Source organism: Xanthomonas pisi DSM 18956, assembly GCF_001010415.1.
In the GTDB taxonomy this organism is placed as follows: Bacteria; Pseudomonadota; Gammaproteobacteria; order Xanthomonadales; family Xanthomonadaceae; genus Xanthomonas; species Xanthomonas pisi.
The window spans coordinates 143,691-161,081 of record NZ_JPLE01000016.1; the positions used below are offsets into that span (position 1 = coordinate 143,691).

Annotated in this window: 11 protein-coding genes, 8 tRNA genes and 1 other RNA gene; 6 read left to right on the forward strand and 14 right to left on the reverse strand. The window is 63.5% G+C overall.

The genetic code is table 11. The features are described 5' to 3' along the window. Positions 1-8 precede the first annotated feature (8 nt). Together gloB and Y887_RS04485 are read left to right on the forward strand one after the other, a co-directional pair. The gene (gloB, locus tag Y887_RS04480) at positions 9-776 is read left to right on the forward strand and encodes a hydroxyacylglutathione hydrolase (RefSeq protein ID WP_046963197.1); all 768 of its coding nucleotides are present in this window, start codon (positions 9-11) and stop codon (positions 774-776) included. Then, complete coding sequence (locus Y887_RS04485) at positions 773-1,948, forward strand: lytic transglycosylase domain-containing protein (protein ID WP_046963198.1); 1,176 nt, start codon at positions 773-775, stop codon at positions 1,946-1,948. Before gloB ends, Y887_RS04485 begins: the two co-directional genes overlap by 4 nt. Positions 1,949-2,597: 649 nt before the next feature. Here Y887_RS04485 and Y887_RS04490 read toward each other — a convergent pair. The 10 genes from Y887_RS04490 to Y887_RS04535 form a co-directional block, all read right to left on the reverse strand. Then, positions 2,598-4,568: a peptidyl-prolyl cis-trans isomerase gene (locus Y887_RS04490; protein WP_046963199.1), complete on the reverse strand. Its 1,971-nt coding sequence runs from the start codon at positions 4,566-4,568 to the stop codon at positions 2,598-2,600. Positions 4,569-4,848: 280 nt separating this feature from the next. Beyond that, positions 4,849-4,925: transfer RNA gene (locus tag Y887_RS04495), tRNA-Asp, on the reverse strand. A 92-nt stretch (positions 4,926-5,017) separates the two neighbouring features. After that, positions 5,018-5,094 (reverse strand) — tRNA-Asp (locus Y887_RS04500). Positions 5,095-5,121: 27 nt separating this feature from the next. Continuing rightward, positions 5,122-5,196: transfer RNA gene (locus tag Y887_RS04505), tRNA-Val, on the reverse strand. Between the two features lie 11 nt (positions 5,197-5,207). Continuing rightward, positions 5,208-5,480 (reverse strand): non-specific DNA-binding protein Hbs, encoded by a 273-nt coding sequence (gene hbs / locus Y887_RS04510; protein WP_002806049.1) that lies wholly within the window; start codon positions 5,478-5,480, stop codon positions 5,208-5,210. Between the two features lie 214 nt (positions 5,481-5,694). Next, positions 5,695-8,166, reverse strand: coding sequence for an endopeptidase La (gene lon, locus Y887_RS04515; protein ID WP_046963200.1), 2,472 nt, complete (start codon positions 8,164-8,166; stop codon positions 5,695-5,697). A gap of 143 nt (positions 8,167-8,309) precedes the next feature. Further along, entirely contained in the window at positions 8,310-9,596 is a 1,287-nt protein-coding gene (gene clpX / locus Y887_RS04520; RefSeq protein ID WP_046963201.1) for an ATP-dependent Clp protease ATP-binding subunit ClpX, read from the reverse strand. A 125-nt stretch (positions 9,597-9,721) separates the two neighbouring features. Beyond that, entirely contained in the window at positions 9,722-10,348 is a 627-nt protein-coding gene (gene clpP / locus Y887_RS04525; protein ID WP_002806026.1) for an ATP-dependent Clp endopeptidase proteolytic subunit ClpP, read from the reverse strand. 95 nt (positions 10,349-10,443) lie between these two features. Continuing rightward, positions 10,444-11,736, reverse strand: a complete 1,293-nt coding sequence (tig, locus tag Y887_RS04530) for a trigger factor (RefSeq protein ID WP_046963238.1) — start codon at positions 11,734-11,736, stop codon at positions 10,444-10,446. Positions 11,737-11,934: 198 nt separating this feature from the next. Then, positions 11,935-12,019: transfer RNA gene (locus Y887_RS04535), tRNA-Leu, on the reverse strand. 265 nt (positions 12,020-12,284) lie between these two features. On the opposite strand from Y887_RS04535, the gene Y887_RS04540 reads away from it, so the two are divergent. The 3 genes from Y887_RS04540 (at position 12,285) to Y887_RS04550 (ending at position 15,689) form a co-directional block, all read left to right on the forward strand. Beyond that, positions 12,285-13,553: a two-component system sensor histidine kinase NtrB gene (locus Y887_RS04540; protein ID WP_046963202.1), complete on the forward strand. Its 1,269-nt coding sequence runs from the start codon at positions 12,285-12,287 to the stop codon at positions 13,551-13,553. A 210-nt stretch (positions 13,554-13,763) separates the two neighbouring features. Beyond that, positions 13,764-13,839: non-coding RNA, sX9 sRNA (locus tag Y887_RS18620), on the forward strand. Positions 13,840-14,426: 587 nt separating this feature from the next. Beyond that, positions 14,427-15,689, forward strand: coding sequence for an alpha/beta hydrolase family protein (locus tag Y887_RS04550; protein ID WP_046963204.1), 1,263 nt, complete (start codon positions 14,427-14,429; stop codon positions 15,687-15,689). A 268-nt stretch (positions 15,690-15,957) separates the two neighbouring features. On the opposite strand, the gene Y887_RS04555 is transcribed toward Y887_RS04550, so the two are convergent. The 4 genes from Y887_RS04555 to Y887_RS04570 all read right to left on the reverse strand — a co-directional run bounded on the left by Y887_RS04555 (position 15,958) and on the right by Y887_RS04570 (position 16,422). After that, positions 15,958-16,033, reverse strand: a tRNA-Lys gene (locus Y887_RS04555). Positions 16,034-16,117: 84 nt separating this feature from the next. Beyond that, positions 16,118-16,194, reverse strand: a tRNA-His gene (locus tag Y887_RS04560). 32 nt (positions 16,195-16,226) lie between these two features. Next, positions 16,227-16,303, reverse strand: a tRNA-Arg gene (locus tag Y887_RS04565). Between the two features lie 42 nt (positions 16,304-16,345). Further along, positions 16,346-16,422 (reverse strand) — tRNA-Pro (locus tag Y887_RS04570). 151 nt (positions 16,423-16,573) lie between these two features. Between Y887_RS04570 and Y887_RS04575 the strand changes: the two genes are divergently transcribed. Beyond that, entirely contained in the window at positions 16,574-17,335 is a 762-nt protein-coding gene (locus Y887_RS04575; protein WP_046963205.1) for a Bax inhibitor-1/YccA family protein, read from the forward strand. The last annotated feature ends 56 nt before the right edge of the window (positions 17,336-17,391 follow it).

Consider the following 17,391-nt stretch of genomic DNA (forward strand, 5'->3'; position numbering starts at 1 on the left):
CCAATTCTATGCGACTGACCGCCCTGCCCGCATTCGACGACAACTACATCTGGGCGCTGGTCGCCACAGATGGCCGCGCCGTCGTTGTAGACCCCGGCCAGGCCGAGCCGGTCATCGCCGCCGCGGAGCGCGATGACTGGGCCCCCAGCGCGGTGTTGCTCACCCATCATCATGACGACCACATCGGCGGCGTAGCCGCGCTGCAGCAGCGCTGGCCGGCACTCGAACTGTTCGGTCCCGATGACCCTCGCATCCCGGCAGATGCCCATCGCGTTACCCAAGGCGAGCGCTTGCAGCTGCTGGAGACCAGCTTCGAGGTGATCAAGGTCCCCGGTCACACCCGCAGCCACATCGCCTTTGTGACAGACCGTCATCTGTTCAGTGGTGATACCCTGTTCAGCCTAGGCTGTGGGCGGATGTTCGAAGGTACCGCTGCTCAGATGTTCGACGCGTTGCAGCGCCTGGCATCTCTGCCCGGCGAAACGCTTGTGTGTTGCGGCCATGAATACACCCTGGCCAACGCAGCCTTCGCGCTGCACGTCGATCCAACCAACGCTGCCTTGCAGCGCCGTCAACAGGAAGCCCAGGCCATGCGTCAAGCAGCCCGTCCTACCCTGCCGATTTCGCTCAAGAGTGAACTGGCCACCAATCCGTTCTTACGTACCAGCCGTCCTGAAATCCGCGCCGCGGTAGCACCGCGTGCAGCCGGCGCACTTTCCTCAGAAGTAGACGTTTTCGCCGAACTTAGGCGCTGGAAAGACGAATTTCGCGCATGAGGCGCTTGATTCTGGCAGTGGTGGCCGCGCTTGCGGCCATCGCGCCGGCAGCTGCCTCGTCCAACGACGCAAGCCGCCTCACCTCCGCCGACACCGCTGCCACTGCGCCCGGCATGCGCAATGGCCGCGAGATCTTTTCGTCGTTCCTGGAAGGCCGTGCCGATCCAGGCTGCGACAGCGAACACAGCGATACGCGCTGGGAACAGCATTTCTCGCGGGCCCCGGCTCGCTTGGCCGACGACGGTCAGGACGTTCTGCCGTTGTTTGGTTACGTGGTCGACGAACTGCGTGCCGCGGACATGCCGACCGAGTTTGCGCTGATTCCATTCGTCGAGAGCGGCTACCGCCCCGGCGCACGCAACGGCAGCGGCCCGGCAGGGCTGTGGCAGTTCATCGCCACCACCGCGCGCAACCACCACGTGCCGGTCGGCGCGCAGTACGACGGCCGGCTGTCGGCCGTGGATTCCACCACCGCCGCAGTGCGTTATCTCAAGACCCTGTACGGCATGTTCGGTGGCGACTGGCGACTGGCACTGATGGCCTACAACGCAGGCGAGTACCGCGTCCTGCAGGCCATGCGCAGCGCCGGCATGAACGCGCAGAACGCGCGCCCGTCGGAGCTGCCCGGCATGTCCAAGGTCACGTACGACTATGTCGAAAAGCTGCATGCACTGGCCTGTGTACTCGATCATGCGCAGCAGCAGGGCAGCTTGCTGACCTCGCTGGATCGCCAGGTGCCGGTACTGACCGAACACGCACTGCCGGCCGGCACCAGCCTCAATACCTGGGCCGGGCAGCGCGCGATCGAGCCGCAGCTGTTGGCGCGCCTGAACCCTGCAGTGGCGAGCGCACGTGCAGCACCCAAAGGCGTCCACGTACTGGCGCCCGCTGCGGCAGCGCAGCCTGGCTCCGGCGGTGCAGTGGTCGCCTCCACCTCTGCAAGCATGGATGCTGATACGACCGGCCCCGCCACAGCGGTCGCCAGCACCACGACGGCCAAGACGTCCCGCCCTTCGCCCGCCCGCACCCATACCGTGCGCAACGGCGAATCCGCGTGGGCCATCGCCCGTCGCTACGGCATCACCGTCGCCACCCTGCTCGCCAGCAATGGCCTGGACAAGCGTGCCGTATTGAAGCCGGGCATGGTGCTGTCGTTCAACGACACACCCTGAGCAGGCCGCTCGATCGGCCCAGTGCGGCTGGTTGCCGCGCGCCTCGCCTTTCGCTGTCGCTAAGACCCCAGGCCTCGAAGCGCCTTGACGGACTGCTGCGTCTGCATCGAGTGACATCGCGCGTGTCTGGATAGCTTGCCGGGCATCGGTCGACGCGGCAACGTACGGCACCGGCGCGCCAGTCACCGGCCCTCCACTCTTCCCGCACGGATTTCAGCCGTCCGAATCAGAGGAAGAGGCTCGGCGCGCTCCAAGACCGGTTGGCGCAGCGCTGGTCAGGCATTCGCGCTGCCAACATCCAAGCCGCACGCCCACGACAAGAGCATGCGTCGCCGCACCGCCAGGAGCGACTGGACGTAGCGAGCACGTCCTCAGCCGCGTGCGCGCAGCCGCGCTCGCCATCCACGTGCACGAGCAGGACATTCCGATTCCGAGCACTGGCTGCGCCCGCCCGGCCGCCACGCGATTGGTCATCGGCCGCAGCTACCGCGCAGTCCTCGCGCACTCGCCAATCACGTGAGCGTGACTTCGTCCCACTTCGCATCAGCGGCCGCAACACGCGCGCGCCGTCCCGAAACCCAACGCCATCAGCGCAAAAAAAAAGCCCGGTCGCCCGGGCTCTTTCTTTGTCTCGATCGACACCCAGCCGTTACAGCTGCGCTTCTTCGATCTGGATCTTGTAGCGCTTGCGCATTTCCTTGACGTAGGCCTGCGCGGCATTGTTGCCATCGATCTGGCTCAGCTGCTCGCGCAGCATCGTCTGCTGCTCGGCCGGCATCTGCTTCAGGTCGCCCGGCGTCGCCTTGCTGATCACGAACACCGCAAAGCGGCCGCCATCCAGTTCCACCTTGCCGACCGACGGCTTACCCTCGGTCGGACGCGGTGCACTGAAGATCGCGCGATTTGCCGCCGGCGTCGGAATCGGCGCCGTGCGCGGCAGCCCCGGGATTGGCTGCACCTGCAGCTTCTCGCTTGCCGCCAGCGCCTGCAGGGTTTCACCCTTCTGCACACGTGCCAGCAGCGCATCGGCGGCGGCGCCGGCGGCTTTCTCGGTACGATCGGCATGCACCGCGGCAATCACCTTGTCGCGCACCTTGTCCAACGGCAATGCCTGCTCGGCCGTGTGATTGGTCACGCGCAGCATCACGCTGTGGTTAGGGGCGATGGCGATCGGGTCGCTCACCGTGCCGTCCTGCACCAACGTTTCGGAGAACGCCGAACGCAGCACCGCCGGGTTGGCCGCAATCCCGCTGGCGTTGGTACGCGAGAACGGGCCCAGGGTCTGCACCGGCAAACCGACCTGCTTGGCCGCCGGCTCCAGGGCAGTCGGATTCTTGTAGACCTGATCCACCAGCTTGCCGCTGATATCGGCGTACGCCTTGTCGGCATCGGCCTTGAGCTGCTCGGCAGCAAGCTGGTCGCGCACCTGCTCGAACGACTTGCCCTGCCCGCCCTTGACCTCGCGCAGCTGGATCACGTGATAGCCGAACTCGGTCTTGATCGGCCCGACCACGTCGCCGGCCTTCATCGCAAACAGCGCGTCTTCGAACGGCTTGACCATGGTGCCCTTCTCGACCCAACCCAGGTCGCCACCGGCATCCTTGGAGCCCGGATCCTGCGAATTGGCCTTGGCCAGCGCGGCGAAATCGGCGCCCGGCTGCTTGGCTTCCGCAGCGAGCTTGGCCGCCTTGGCTTCGGCCGCCTTCTGCGCAGCGGCATCGCCACCTGCACTGATCAGGATGTGCGACGCCAAACGCTGGTCCGGCTCGACAAAACGCGCCTTTTCTTCCTCGTAACGCTTGCGCAACGTCGCCTCGTCGGCAGCAGTCGCTGGCGGCATCGTGGCGGCATTGAGCTCGACGTACTCGATGCTCACGGTCTCCGGCTGGCGGAAATCCTGTGCATGCGTGTCGTACCACTGCTTGATCTGCGCATCGCTGACCGGTGCGGTATCGGCAGCCGGAGCGGGCAACATCGCCAACTCCACATCGCGCGTTTCACCCATCAACTTGAGCAGGCGCTCGAACTCGGTCTTGGTCGCAAAACCCGATTCGGCAACGGCCTGGGGGATCACCGACTGCTGCAAGCTGTCGCGCACCAGCGCATCGAACTGCGCCGGCAAGCGCGGTGGCGTGCCCTGCGCCAACGCGGCGCGGTACTGGTCCGGACTGAACTTGCCATCGACCTGGAACGCCTGAATATTGGCGATGTAATCGCGCACCGTCGCATCGCCGATCACGATGCCGGCGTCTTCGGCGCCAAGCCGCACGACTTGCTCGTCCACCAACTGGTCGAGCACCTGCAGCTTGTTTTCGCGGGATTCGAAGGTGCGCGGGTCGAAGTTCTCACCCTGGCGCTGGCGCTCCTGCATGCGCGCCTGTTCGAAGCGCGCACGGAAATCCTGCGTGCTGATCTCATGGTGTTGCCATAGCAGCGAGACCGGCCACCACGTGGGTGCCGATTTCCACCAGGTCGGTGGCGCCTGCACCTTGGCCACATTATTGGCGCCAATGCCGCCCAGGTAGCTGTTGTCGATGACGAACAGGAACGGAATCATCAGCAACCCCAGGATGGCGGTAGCGATCCAGCCTGACGTCTTGTCGCGAAGTTTCTGCAGCATTGGCAAATCACGGCCTGTGGGCGAGCCGCGCAGTGTAACCCGCCTGACGCCAAGCACCCAGCCCAACGCCAGCCAGCCCCGGGCCAAGATGCAGCAAAGGTGGGGCCGCGTAACGGCAAAGGCGGCACGCGCGCCGCGATACGATCGTCATGGCACCGGGTTATCGCCGCGCCGGATCCGAGCTGCGGCCACCCAAGGCCAATGCGCGATCCACTCGCCAGACAATCTCAAACAGCCAATAAAAAAGCCCCCGGCACAAGGCCGAGGGCTTGGGTATAACTGGCGGAGCGGACGGGACTCGAACCCGCGACCTCCGGCGTGACAGGCCAGCATTCTAACCAGCTGAACTACCGCTCCGCTTTAAACTTGGACATCTACCCCACGGCATTCGCGTCACGAATGCCGTGGAGAAAACGAAGCCCCCAATTGCTCAGGGGCTTCGATGTAACTGGCGGAGCGGACGGGACTCGAACCCGCGACCTCCGGCGTGACAGGCCAGCATTCTAACCAGCTGAACTACCGCTCCGCGCTTAAAACTTTGCTTGGTGCTTAGTGGTGGGTGCTGAGGGTTTCGAACCCCCGACCCTCTCCGTGTAAGGGAGACGCTCTACCGCTGAGCTAAGCACCCTAGCGAGTCGATTAGTTTACTGCATCCTTCAGGGCTTTGCCAGCCTTGAATGCAGGATTCTTCGAAGCAGCGATCTTGATGCTGTCGCCGGTCTTCGGATTGCGGCCGGTACGCTCAGCGCGCTCGCGGACCTGGAAGGTGCCGAAGCCAACGAGGGTGACAGCGTCGCCCTTCTTCAGCGCCTTGGTGATTTCGCTCACAACCGCGTCGACAGCACGGCCAGCTTCAGCCTTGGAGATGTCAGCGGCAGCGGCAACGCCATCGATCAATTCGGTTTTATTCATTCTTGAAACTCCCTTTGCGGCAGATGCCGCGGAATCGACAATCGGCGCTCTTGCCGTTAGCGAAGAACCCGACACAAGTGGTATCGCGTGACGCATCACATTTTGCCGCGCCCACGAGTCGTGCATTTATACCAGCGCCCCCAACAGCACGCAAGCCAAAACCCAATAACGACGCGGGTTTTGGCTTGTTTCGGGACGTCTTAGACAGCGCACGTTAGTGCTTGACGCGGGCACCCGGGGTAGTGCGCGACTTGCCGCGCACGGCAACGCGCGAAGCGGTCTTGCGGGCTTTTTCCTTGCCTGCCTTCTTCGGTGCCAGCGGACGCTCCAGGGCGAGATCCAGCACTTCATCGATCCACTTGACCGGCACGATCTTCAGATCGCGCGTGACGTTGGCCGGGATGTCTGCCAGGTCCTTGCGGTTCTCGTCCGGGATCAACACGGTGCGGATGCCACCACGTAGTGCCGCCAGCAATTTCTCCTTCAAGCCACCGATCGCCGACACGCGACCGCGCAAGGTGATCTCGCCGGTCATCGCCACATCGGCGCGGATCGGCACCCGGGTCAACACCGACACCAGCGAGGTCACCATCGCGATACCTGCGCTGGGACCGTCCTTCGGCGTCGCGCCATCGGGCACATGCACGTGCACGTCCTGCTTCTGCAGGAAGTCCACATCGATGCCGAGTCGCTCGGCGCGCGAACGCACCACCGACAAGGCCGCCGATGCAGACTCCTTCATGACGTTGCCGAGCTGACCGGTGAGAATCAGATTGCCCTTGCCCGGCACCAGCGTGGATTCGACCTGCAGCAGCTCGCCGCCGACTTCGGTCCAGGCCAGACCGGTGACCAGGCCGATCTCGTTTTCTTCTTCGGCGCGGCCGAAGTCGAAGCGACGCACGCCCAGGTACTTGTCGAGATTCTTCGCGTTGACCGTGACCAGCGCCTTTGGCTTGCCCTTCTTGGCGGCAACCTTTTTCACCGCCGGTTGCGGACCGGCAAGCGCGATTTCCTTGACCACCTTGCGGCAGATCTTGGCCACTTCGCGCTCGAGATTACGCACGCCCGATTCGCGCGTGTAGTAACGCACGATGTCCTGGATCGCATCGCTGCCGATCTCGATCTCTTCCGGCTTCAGGCCGTTGGCCTTGATCTGCTTGGGCACCAGGTAACGCATGGCGATGTTGAGCTTCTCATCCTCGGTGTAGCCGGGGATGCGGATCACTTCCATGCGGTCCAGCAACGGACCGGGAATGTTGAGCGAGTTGGAAGTGGCGACGAACATCACCTCCGACAGGTCCAGATCCACTTCCAGATAATGGTCGTTGAAGGAGTTGTTCTGCTCCGGATCGAGCACCTCCAGCAACGCCGACGACGGGTCGCCACGGAAGTCCATCGACATCTTGTCGATCTCGTCCAGCAGGAACAGCGGATTCTTGCTGCCGACCTTGTTGAGGTTCTGCACCAGGCGGCCCGGCATCGAGCCGACATAGGTCCGGCGATGGCCACGGATCTCGGCCTCGTCGCGGATGCCGCCCAGGCTCATGCGCACGAACTTGCGGTTGGTCGCCTTGGCGATCGACTGCCCGAGCGAGGTCTTGCCCACGCCCGGCGGGCCGACCAGGCACAGGATCGGGCCCTTCATCTGCTTCACGCGCGACTGCACCGCCAGGTATTCAAGGATGCGCTCCTTGACCTTGTCCAAGCCATAGTGATCGGCGTCCAGCGTGTCCTCGGCAACCTTCAGATCCTTGCGGACCTTGGTGCGCTTTTTCCACGGCACGCCCAGCAGCCAATCCAGATAATTGCGCACCACGGCTGCCTCGGCGGACATCGGCGACATCTGCTTGAGCTTGTTGAGTTCGGCCTTGGCCTTGGTCTCGACCGGCTTGGGCATGCCGGACTCGGCGATCTTGCGCGCCAGCTCTTCCAGCTCGCCCGGCGCGTCATCCAGATCGCCCAGCTCCTTCTGGATGGCCTTCATCTGTTCGTTGAGGTAGTACTCGCGCTGGCTCTTTTCCATTTGCGACTTCACGCGGCCGCGGATGCGCTTTTCCAGCTGCTGCACGTCGATTTCGCCATCTACCAGCCCAACCAGCAGCTCCAGGCGCTCACCGATCTCGGTGATCTCCAGCAGGCGCTGCTTGTCGGCCAGGCGCACGCCGATATGCGCGGCGATGGTGTCGGCCAGGCGGCCAGGCTCGTCGATGCCGGCCAGGGTCTGCAACAGCTCCGGCGGCAACTTGCGATTGGTCTTGACGTACTGCTCGAACAGGGACATCAACGAGCGCGCGATCGCTTCCACTTCCCGCGGCTCGCGGCCATCGCTGGCCTCGACTTCGATGCCCTGCCCCTGCAATGCGCCGTCCAGCTCGACGACCTTGTCGACGGTGACCCGCGACAAGCCCTCGACCAGCACCTTGATGGTGCCGTCGGGCAGTTTGAGCAGTTGCAGGACCTGGGCCAGGGTGCCGACGGTGTACAGATCGCTGGCGGCCGGGTCGTCGGTCTCGGCCGACTTCTGCGCAACCAGCAGGATGCGCTTATCCGCCTCCATGGCCTTTTCCAGCGCGCGCATCGACTTGTCACGGCCGACGAACAGCGGAATCACCATGTGCGGAAACACCACCACGTCGCGCAGCGGCAACACCGGCAGATCGAGAACTTCTGGTTGGGACTGGGCCATGGGGCGCTCCGCAGGAATGGGAATTTAAGGCGTAAAAAAAGCCGATGGCCCCGTTATGGGGCCATCGGCGAGGTGTTGCAAGTAGCGCTTGGATCCCCTTTAAGCGCGAGCCGGGCCAGGGCCTGGCTTCACGCTCACAGGACTCAGTCGCCGGACGCGGCCTTAGCCGGAGCCGGTTGCGCCTGGTAGATCAGATACGGCTCGGATTTGTGCTCGATGACCGACTCGTCCACCACCACCTTGCTGACATTTTCCTGCGAGGGCAGCTCGTACATCGTGTCCAGCAGCACCGATTCGACGATGGTGCGCAGACCGCGCGCGCCGGTCTTGCGCTTGAGTGCCTTCTTGGCAATCGCGGACAGAGCGTCCGGGCGGAACTCCAGTTCCACGCCTTCCATATCGAACAGCTTCTTGAACTGCTTGGTGATGGCGTTCTTGGGCTCGGTCAGGATCTTGATCAGCGCCGGCTCGTCCAGCTCTTCCAGCGTTGCGACCACCGGCAGGCGGCCGACGAACTCGGGGATCAGGCCGAACTTGATCAGATCTTCCGGCTCGACCTCGGCCAGGATCTTGCCGACTTCCTGCTTGCGCTCGCTGCTCTTGACCTTGGCACCGAAGCCGATGCCGCCGGCATCGTTGGAACGCGCCTGGATCACCTTGTCCAGACCAGCGAAGGCGCCGCCGCAGATGAACAGGATGTTCTTGGTGTCCACCTGCAGGAATTCCTGCTGCGGATGCTTGCGCCCGCCCTGCGGCGGCACCGAGGCGACCGTACCTTCGATCAGCTTCAGCAACGCCTGCTGCACGCCTTCGCCGGACACGTCGCGGGTGATCGACGGGTTCTCGCTCTTGCGCGAGATCTTGTCGATTTCATCGATATAGACGATGCCCTGCTGCGCCTTCTCGACGTCGTAGTCGCACTTCTGCAGCAGCTTCTGGATGATATTTTCCACGTCCTCGCCGACATAGCCGGCTTCGGTCAGCGTGGTGGCATCGGCGATCGTGAACGGCACATTGAGCAGGCGCGCCAGCGTTTCGGCCAGCAGCGTCTTGCCCGAACCGGTCGGACCGACCAGCAGGATGTTGGATTTGGCGAGCTCGACGTCGTCGTTCTTGCTGCGGCTTTCGATCCGCTTGTAGTGGTTGTACACCGCCACTGCAAGCGTGCGCTTTGCACGCAACTGCCCGATCACGTACTGATCCAGCACTTCGAGGATCTCGCGCGGCTTGGGCAGGCTGGAACGGGCCGACTGCGCCTTCTCTTCGAGCTCTTCGCGAATGATGTCGTTGCACAGCTCAACGCACTCATCGCAGATGAATACGCTGGGACCGGCAATCAGCTTGCGGACTTCATGCTGACTCTTACCGCAGAACGAGCAGTAGAGAATCTTGTTGCTGTCGCCGGAACGACCTTGGCGGTCTTCGCTCATGCTTCTGTTACCCAGTTACCCCACCCGATGCACGGGGGTTCGATTTCGAGAATAGCACAGGGTCGGGAGGACGTTTGCCCAGCCCGACCCTGCCGGTTTTTCCTGCAATTTCAGCGATCTGGCGATCAAGACGGCTGGATCGACTCTTCCGGACGACGTTCCAGCACCTGATCCACCAGGCCATAGGCCTGTGCATCGACCGCGCTCTTGAAGTTGTCGCGCTCGGTGTCGCGCGCGATGGTCTCCAGCGACTGGCCGGTGTGCTTGGCGAGGATCTCGTTCAAGCGCGAACGCAGGGTCAGGATCTCGCGGGCGTGGATGTCGATATCGGTCGCCTGGCCCTGGAAGCCGCCCAGTGGTTGATGGATCATCACGCGCGAATTCGGCAGCGCGTACCGCTTGCCCGCCGCACCCGAGGCCAGCAGCAGGGCGCCCATCGAGGCGGCCTGGCCGACGCAGATCGTGCTCACGTCAGGCTTGATGTACTGCATGGTGTCGTAGATCGCCATGCCGGCCGTGACCACGCCGCCGGGCGAGTTGATGTAGATGCTGATGTCCTTTTCCGGGTTGTCTGCTTCCAGGAACAGCAACTGGGCCACGATGACGTTGGCCATATGGTCGTCGATCGGACCGACCAGGAAGATCAGACGCTCCTTCAGCAGACGCGAGTAGATGTCGTACGCACGCTCGCCACGGCTGGTCTGCTCGACCACCATGGGCACCAGGTTCAGGGCTTTGGTCACAATGCTCATCAGTCTTCCCGTTGTGGCAGCGGCCTGTGCCGCTGCCCGTGTTCGACATCCGCGCCCTCGATCCTGCAGGGCGCAGTCCTTCTCTTGCTACCGCATCAGACGCGAATGGCGTCCTGGAACGACAGCGGCTGCTCGGTGTGCTGGGCGCGCTCGGCGATCCAGTCGATCACCTGCTCTTCCATCACACGGCTCTGCAGCCCATTCATCAGTTGGGGGTCGTTGCGGTACATCTCAATGACCTGTTCCGGCTCTTCGTAGGTCGAGGCGATCAGACGCAGCGTTTCGCTGACGCGCTTGGATTCCAGGCGCAGCTCGTTGCGACGGGCCACTTCACCGACCAGCAGACCGACCAGCACGCGCTTGGCGGCGGCATCCATGAAGCCCTGGTAGGCATCGTCCGGCACCTGGCCCGGATCGCGGCCGCTGCGACGCACCTGCTCGACCTGCTGGGCCAGCATGGAACGGGCCTCGTTCTCGACCAGACGCGGCGGCATTTCGACGTGCGCGTAGGCGGCGATCAGCTGCTCGCCCACTTCGCGACGCAGACGGTTCATCAGCGCGCCCTTGAGCTCGCGCTCCAGGTTGGTGCGGATGTCGGCGCGGAACTGCTCGGCATCGCCACTCTTGACACCGAAGCTCTTGATGAACTCCTTGTCCACCACCGGCAGCACCGGCTCGGACACTTCAACCGCCTTGACGTGCACCTGCACGGTCTTGCCGGCCAGCTGCGGAACGCGCCATTCGGCCGGGAAATCGACGGTCAGGGTCTTGTCTTCGCCCTTGGTCAGGCCTTCCAGGCCTTTTTCGATCTGGTCGAACATCACACCCGAGCCCAGCACGCTACTGCCGGTCTCCACGCCTTCGGCGGGCAGACGCTCGTCGCCGGCCTGCGACCAGGTCTCCAGCGCCACCAGGTCTCCGACCTGCGCGCCGCGCTCGACCGGGTTCCAGGTACGGCGCTGCAGGCGCAGGTTTTCGATCATCTGGTCGATGTCGGCATCGGTCACTTCGGCGGTGTGACGCACCACCGACAGCTTGGCGACATCGATATCGCCGAAGTCCGGCACCACTTCGAAGGTGGCGACGAAGTCGAAGTCGCTTTCGCCCTGGTCGATGCGCGGGTTGCCGGCCAGACGCAGCGAGTGCTCGCGCACGGCCGAATCGAAGGTTTCGCGCAACAGACCTTCCATCGCCTCGGCACGCACCTGCTGACCGAAGCGCTGCTCGATGACCTTGGTCGGCACCTTGCCGGGACGGAAGCCCTTGATGCGCGTGGTCCGCGCCAGCTCGCGCAGGCGACCGCCGACGTGGGTCTCCAGACGCTCCTGCGGCAGGGTGAAGGTCAGGCGGCGTTCCAGATTGCCGGTGGATTCGATCGATGCTTGCATGTTGACTCCTGCCACCGACTGCACAAGCGTCGGCACGAGATGGAAGATGCGGGTTGACGGATGGCGAGAAAGCCGCCGAGCCTTGTAGTTTCGCCGATAACGGCGGCGGCTACCAGCGGGACGCGCGCAATGGCGCCTGCAGCGTGAAGCCGGTTTGCGGGAGCTGCAGCGGCCGGAGCACTCACGGCCGCACTGCATTGGTGCGAAAGGGGGGACTCGAACCCCCACGCCTTGCGGCGTCAGAACCTAAATCTGGTGCGTCTACCAATTCCGCCACTTTCGCGATGCTGCAGGTGCCCGCGCATTGTTGCAGGGATGCCGGCAAAGAAAAAGCGTTGCGAACGGGCCGGCACGGCGGTGCGACTGGTCTGGAGCGGGCAGGCACGCCCCCCCCCCCTGTCTGGAGACCAGCGCGAACCGGACTCGACTGAACGGTTTACGCTGTCAGCCTGATCCCAGCCCAAACCCGGTAATGCTGCGTGCGCATGACTGCGTCAATATTTGCGAAAATTCCGTTAAACCAACGCCCCAGAGAGCATGCCGTCGCAATGAGAGACCGATACCGTCAGATCGTGGCACTGTCGCGAGACTGCATCAAAGAGATCGACCTCGACGGGCGGATCACGGCGGTCAATGCCAACGGACTGACCGCCTTGGCCGCCAGTGGTCCGGAGCAGATGCTCTCTCGCCCCTGGCGGGAGTTCTGGCCGGCCGAGGCCGTCGCGTTGGTCGATGCGGCACTGGCGGCATCGCTGGCGGGCTCGGTCCATGAGTTCGAGGCCAGCTGCGTCAACTTCGTTGGCGTGCGCCAGACCTGGCAGGTGGTCACCAGCCCGTTGTTCGACGAGGCCGGCCACGTCGAGGCGATCCTGGCGGTCAGCAAGAACATCTCCGACCGCCGTGCGCTGGAAGCGGCGTTCCACACGCTGGATCGCACCTTGAAGGCCGAGCGCGAATTCTCCATGGGCGCGTTGCTGCTGGCGCGCACCCGCGCCGACTCGCTGTCGACCGAGTTGCACAGCCTGCGCGATCTGCGCGAACGCATCGAAGACGATCTGGACATTGCGCGTGCCGCACAAGGCGCTGCCGAAAAGATCTCCGAGCAGGCGCAAAAGGGCGAGGCGGTCGGGCAACTGCTGGCCGGCGTCGTGCACGATCTGAACAATGTGCTGCAGGCCGCCACTTCGGCGATCGACCTGGTGGTCCAACGCGGGAAGATCGACGCACAGGACGGCAAACTGCTCGGCGTGGCCGATGCCGCGCTTCAACATGGTTCGGTCATGGCACAGCGGCTGGTCGGGTTTTCGCGCCAGTACCCGTACAGCCCCGAGGCCGTTGATCTTGCAGCATTGGCCGACCAGCTCAACCCGTTGCTGCAACAGGTCGTCGGCGCAGACCTGCGCCTGCACGTAAACACCGCTGCGGGCGGATGCTGCGCCATGGTCGACCGGCATACGCTGGAACGCGCGATCTTGAACCTGGTCATCAATGCGCGCGACGCCTGCGCAAGCGGCGGCGTCATCCATGTGGAGACCGGCCAAACGCACGTTGCCAACGCCGACGCGACCTTGACCAAACCCGCCGGCGACTTCGCCACCATCGCGGTCGTCGACGACGGGCACGGCATGGATCGCCATGTGCAGTCGCGGTTGTTCGAGGCGTACTTCACCACCAAGAGCGCAGACAAGGGAGCCGGCCTGGGCCTGGCGCAGGTGTATAGCGCGGTGCGCCAGGCAGGCGGCTTTATCGACGTGACATCGGCACCGGGCAACGGCGCGCGCTTCGTGCTTGCGTTTCCGCGCGTGCAGCAGGCCTAACACTCGGTCGGCCACGGCAGAAGTGCACGGCTGCGTGTGCGCGCAGTGCAGGTAGCGATGCGGGTTGGTCGCTGTGGCGATTGCGTGCAGCGCTGCGATTGTGCAGTTCCTTCGCCCCTGCCTGCAGTGATCGGCGACGCCCTTGACTTGGAGCAACGAACAAAACGACGGCGCCTCTCGCCAGGCGGCGCGGCCGGCGCTCGGTGCGGCATATACCACGCGTGCACTGCGGTTCCTCCGCGCCGCCCACGCCCACCTGACGACTGCTCGCTGCGTTTTGTTAGCCGCTCTTGATCGCGGCTAGGATCGGTTTCGACCCTCCGAGGCGCCGCCCTATGACACCCTGCTGACCGAGTGATGCATCAGCATCCACTCAGCATTCGATGTTTCTTGCGTGATGCTCATGCAGGTGATTCCAGCAGGATACGTCGCGCCTGCGCTTGGGCATGCACCGTCGGCGACCTGCAGCGCGACGACTTGAAGTTACTTGCAGGGGACCTTGGACGGCATGCACTTCGCTGCAAACATCATGTCTTCGTAAATCCCCTGTGTCAGATACCTGAAACGCAGTGAGGCGATAAAGCGCGTCACACCGCGTGCGTTCGCGCCGGGAGTGCGGGCTTCGTTGTTGAGAGATCCTGACCTGTCCCACAAGCACACCATCTGGCGCTCTTCACTGGCAATCGCACTGTCGGCATACGCATGCCACCTTCTGAAAGCCCGCTCGCCGATACGCCCCTGGCTGCACGTCGCCAGCAAATGGAAGACTTGCAGCACCAGCGGCGAGGGACTACCTGAGGCGTGAAGCTTCCAATTCCTGCTCACCCCACGCAACCCGCACTTGTCGGGTAAACACAGATGAGACACCACACCATGGTCCAGCTACGGAATCGCAACGCGTCACGCCTGTTCACAGCCATTGGGACGGCGCTGGCTTTTCTGCCGATTATCGCAATGGCATCGCCCGCGCGCGGCACGCTGCTCAACAGCAATTTCCTGACCAGCTATACCAGCTCGGCACTTGGCGCACTGCTGCCTGGCGAGAAGGCCGGCGACTTGCCGACATGCGATGTCCGCTTGGCGGAATTCACCTATGCCACAGTCGGTGTACAGGGCGAGCCGACCACCGCATCGGGCGTTCTGCTGGTGCCGGGTGGCACACGCTGTAAAGGCCCCTACCCGTTGCTGAGCTGGAACCAGGGCACCCAACCGAAACGGACCGCGGAACAGGCCAAGGACATCCGCGATGCGAAGGGCGACGACCCACTGGTCACTCGACTGGCAGGCAAGGGCTATGTGGTGGTGAGCACCGATTACCTGGGTTTGGGCAAGTCGCAGTATTCGTTCCATCCTTATCTGCATGCGGCCACCGAGGCCAGTGCGAGCATCGATGCGATGCGCGCCGCGCGCCAGGTTCTGGCGCGTTTGAACACGCCCCTGTCGGGCAAGGTCATGCTGTCGGGATACTCGCAAGGCGGGCATGCGGCGATGGCGACCCAGCGCGAGATCGAGGCGCACGATGCCAAGGAGTTCGACCTGGTTGCCAGCGCGCCGATCTCCGGGCCATATGCATTGAGCCAGACCTTCCTGGACAGCTGGAGCGGAACCAATGCGGTTGGCGAAAGCACATTCGGCCTGGTGCTGGCGACGTACGCGCTGGTCGGCATGCAGCATGCCTATCACAACATCTATCTCGCCCCGTCGCAGGTCTTCCAGGACCCGTGGGCGGGCAAGGTCGAGGGCTACTTTCCGGGCACGCACGACCTGACCGATCTTGCGATCGGTGACGCACTGCCGGGTATCGACAAGATCGGCAGCTATTTCCAGCCCAGCTTTTACAGGGACGTCCCGCGCAATCCAAACAACCCGTTCCGCAAGGACTTGGCGCGCAACGATCTGCTGGACTGGGCGCCGCGCACGCGCACGCTGCTGTGCGGATCCTCCAATGACGCCACCGTGCCACTGAAGAACGCCGCCACCGCCATCGACAGCTTCAAGCGGCACGGCAGCACGCAGGTCACGGTACTGGATCTGGGAAGCGGCAACCGCGACGACAACAGCGCCCTGGAGCACCTGCTCACCAAGGAGAGCTGCATGATTGCCGTGCGCCAGCAGTTGCTGGACACGCAACGCTAAAGACGCGCGCACGGCGCATCGTCGCGATGCGAGATGAGGACACTGCCGGCGGTGTGCAGCGCACTGCCGCCGCCAGGCAGCCATCCGGTCACACCCAAATGACCAGGCCGAGCGGATCGATTCGCGCGTCGAAGTGTCGACGTGGACGCCAGGCGCTGCATTTGCTGCGTCGATGGCTGCGCACCGATGCAGCAAATGCAGCGCGCCTGGACCAGATGTCGACGCAAAGAAAAACAGCCACTCAACTTTCGCTGAGTGGCTGCCTGTCTGGTGGGCCGTCAAGGATTCGAACCTTGGACCTATTGATTAAGAGTCAACTGCTCTACCAACTGAGCTAACGGCCCTGAAACTGAGTCGCGCATCTTATGCGCTTTTTTGCTTCGTTGCAACACCCCGCGATGCATCGGGTCAAACTTTCCTGCTATCAGTGGGGTGGCTGAGGGGACTCGAACCCCCGACATCTGGAATCACAATCCAGTACTCTAACCAGCTGAGCTACAGCCACCACTGAAAACCTGCTTCCTACCGTACCGCCGATGGCGCGCCCGACAGGACTCGAACCTGTAACCGCCGGCTTAGAAGGCCGGTGCTCTATCCGGTTGAGCTACGGGCGCCCGGACCGAACTTCGCATTCCCACGCCGTCAAGAGCTCGGAATGGTCGGGGTAGAGGGATTCGAACCCCCGACATCCTGCTCCCAAAGCAGGCGCGCTACCAGACTGCGCTATACCCCGGCGGGACCCTTCCATCCCGAAGGCTGGAAAGGTCGGCTATTTTGGGAACGATTGGCCTCGCTGTCAATCGTTTCCGTGTAAATCGGGCGATCCGGTATCCTCACTGCAACGCTCGCCTGCAAGGCGAGCACCACTTTCATGGAGAACATGTATGCGTAGCGGTAACCCGGCCCTTCGGGAATCCACGTTCCTCGACCTCGGCTCCGGCTCGGTGGTCACCCGCGACGGTCAGGCGATGACCCTCAACGGCACCGTCAACAAGACCGGCCTGCTGTTGCTGATGGCAGTGCTCACCGCCGCTTTCGCCTGGTCGCAATCGATCGGCGCCGACGGCATTCCATTGCCGGTAGCTCGCCTGTACATGATCGCAGGCGCGATCGGCGGGTTGGTGTTTGCATTGGCGACCAGCTTCAAGCCGACCTGGGCACCGGTCACCGCACCGCTGTACGCGCTGGTGGAAGGCTTCTTCCTGGGGTCGATCTCGGCGGTGTACGAGGCCCGCTTCAACGGCATCGTGTTCCAGGCGGTGCTGCTGACCTTCGGCACGATGTTTGCGCTGCTGTTCGCGTATCGCAGCGGCATGATCAAGGCCACCGAGAACTTCAAGCTCGGCGTGGTCGCGGCCACCGGTGGCATCGCACTGGTGTATCTGGCGACCATCGTGCTGGGCTTTTTCGGCGTGCGCATCCCCTTCATCCACGACTCGGGCCTGATCGGCATCGGCTTCAGCCTGTTCGTGGTGGTGGTGGCGGCGTTGAATCTGGTGCTGGACTTCGACTTCATCGAAAGCGGCGTCGAGCACGGCGCGCCCAAGCACATGGAGTGGTACGGCGCGTTCGGCCTGATGGTGACGCTGGTGTGGCTGTACATCGAGTTTTTGCGCTTGCTGTCGAAGCTGCAGTCGCGCAATTAAGGGAATTGGGAATCGGGATTGGGGAATCGCAGAAGCGGCGCCCTCAATCATTCGGA

Coding starts and splice junctions, on each gene's coding strand:
- gloB (WP_046963197.1), top strand. CDS start 9: ATGCGACTGACCGCCCTGCCCGCATTCGACGACAACTACATCTGGGCG.
- Y887_RS04485 (WP_046963198.1), top strand. CDS start 773: ATGAGGCGCTTGATTCTGGCAGTGGTGGCCGCGCTTGCGGCCATCGCG.
- Y887_RS04490 (WP_046963199.1), bottom strand. CDS start 4,568: ATGCTGCAGAAACTTCGCGACAAGACGTCAGGCTGGATCGCTACCGCC.
- hbs (WP_002806049.1), bottom strand. CDS start 5,480: ATGAATAAAACCGAATTGATCGATGGCGTTGCCGCTGCCGCTGACATC.
- lon (WP_046963200.1), bottom strand. CDS start 8,166: ATGGCCCAGTCCCAACCAGAAGTTCTCGATCTGCCGGTGTTGCCGCTG.
- clpX (WP_046963201.1), bottom strand. CDS start 9,596: ATGAGCGAAGACCGCCAAGGTCGTTCCGGCGACAGCAACAAGATTCTC.
- clpP (WP_002806026.1), bottom strand. CDS start 10,348: ATGAGCATTGTGACCAAAGCCCTGAACCTGGTGCCCATGGTGGTCGAG.
- tig (WP_046963238.1), bottom strand. CDS start 11,736: ATGCAAGCATCGATCGAATCCACCGGCAATCTGGAACGCCGCCTGACC.
- Y887_RS04540 (WP_046963202.1), top strand. CDS start 12,285: ATGAGAGACCGATACCGTCAGATCGTGGCACTGTCGCGAGACTGCATC.
- Y887_RS04550 (WP_046963204.1), top strand. CDS start 14,427: ATGGTCCAGCTACGGAATCGCAACGCGTCACGCCTGTTCACAGCCATT.
- Y887_RS04575 (WP_046963205.1), top strand. CDS start 16,574: ATGCGTAGCGGTAACCCGGCCCTTCGGGAATCCACGTTCCTCGACCTC.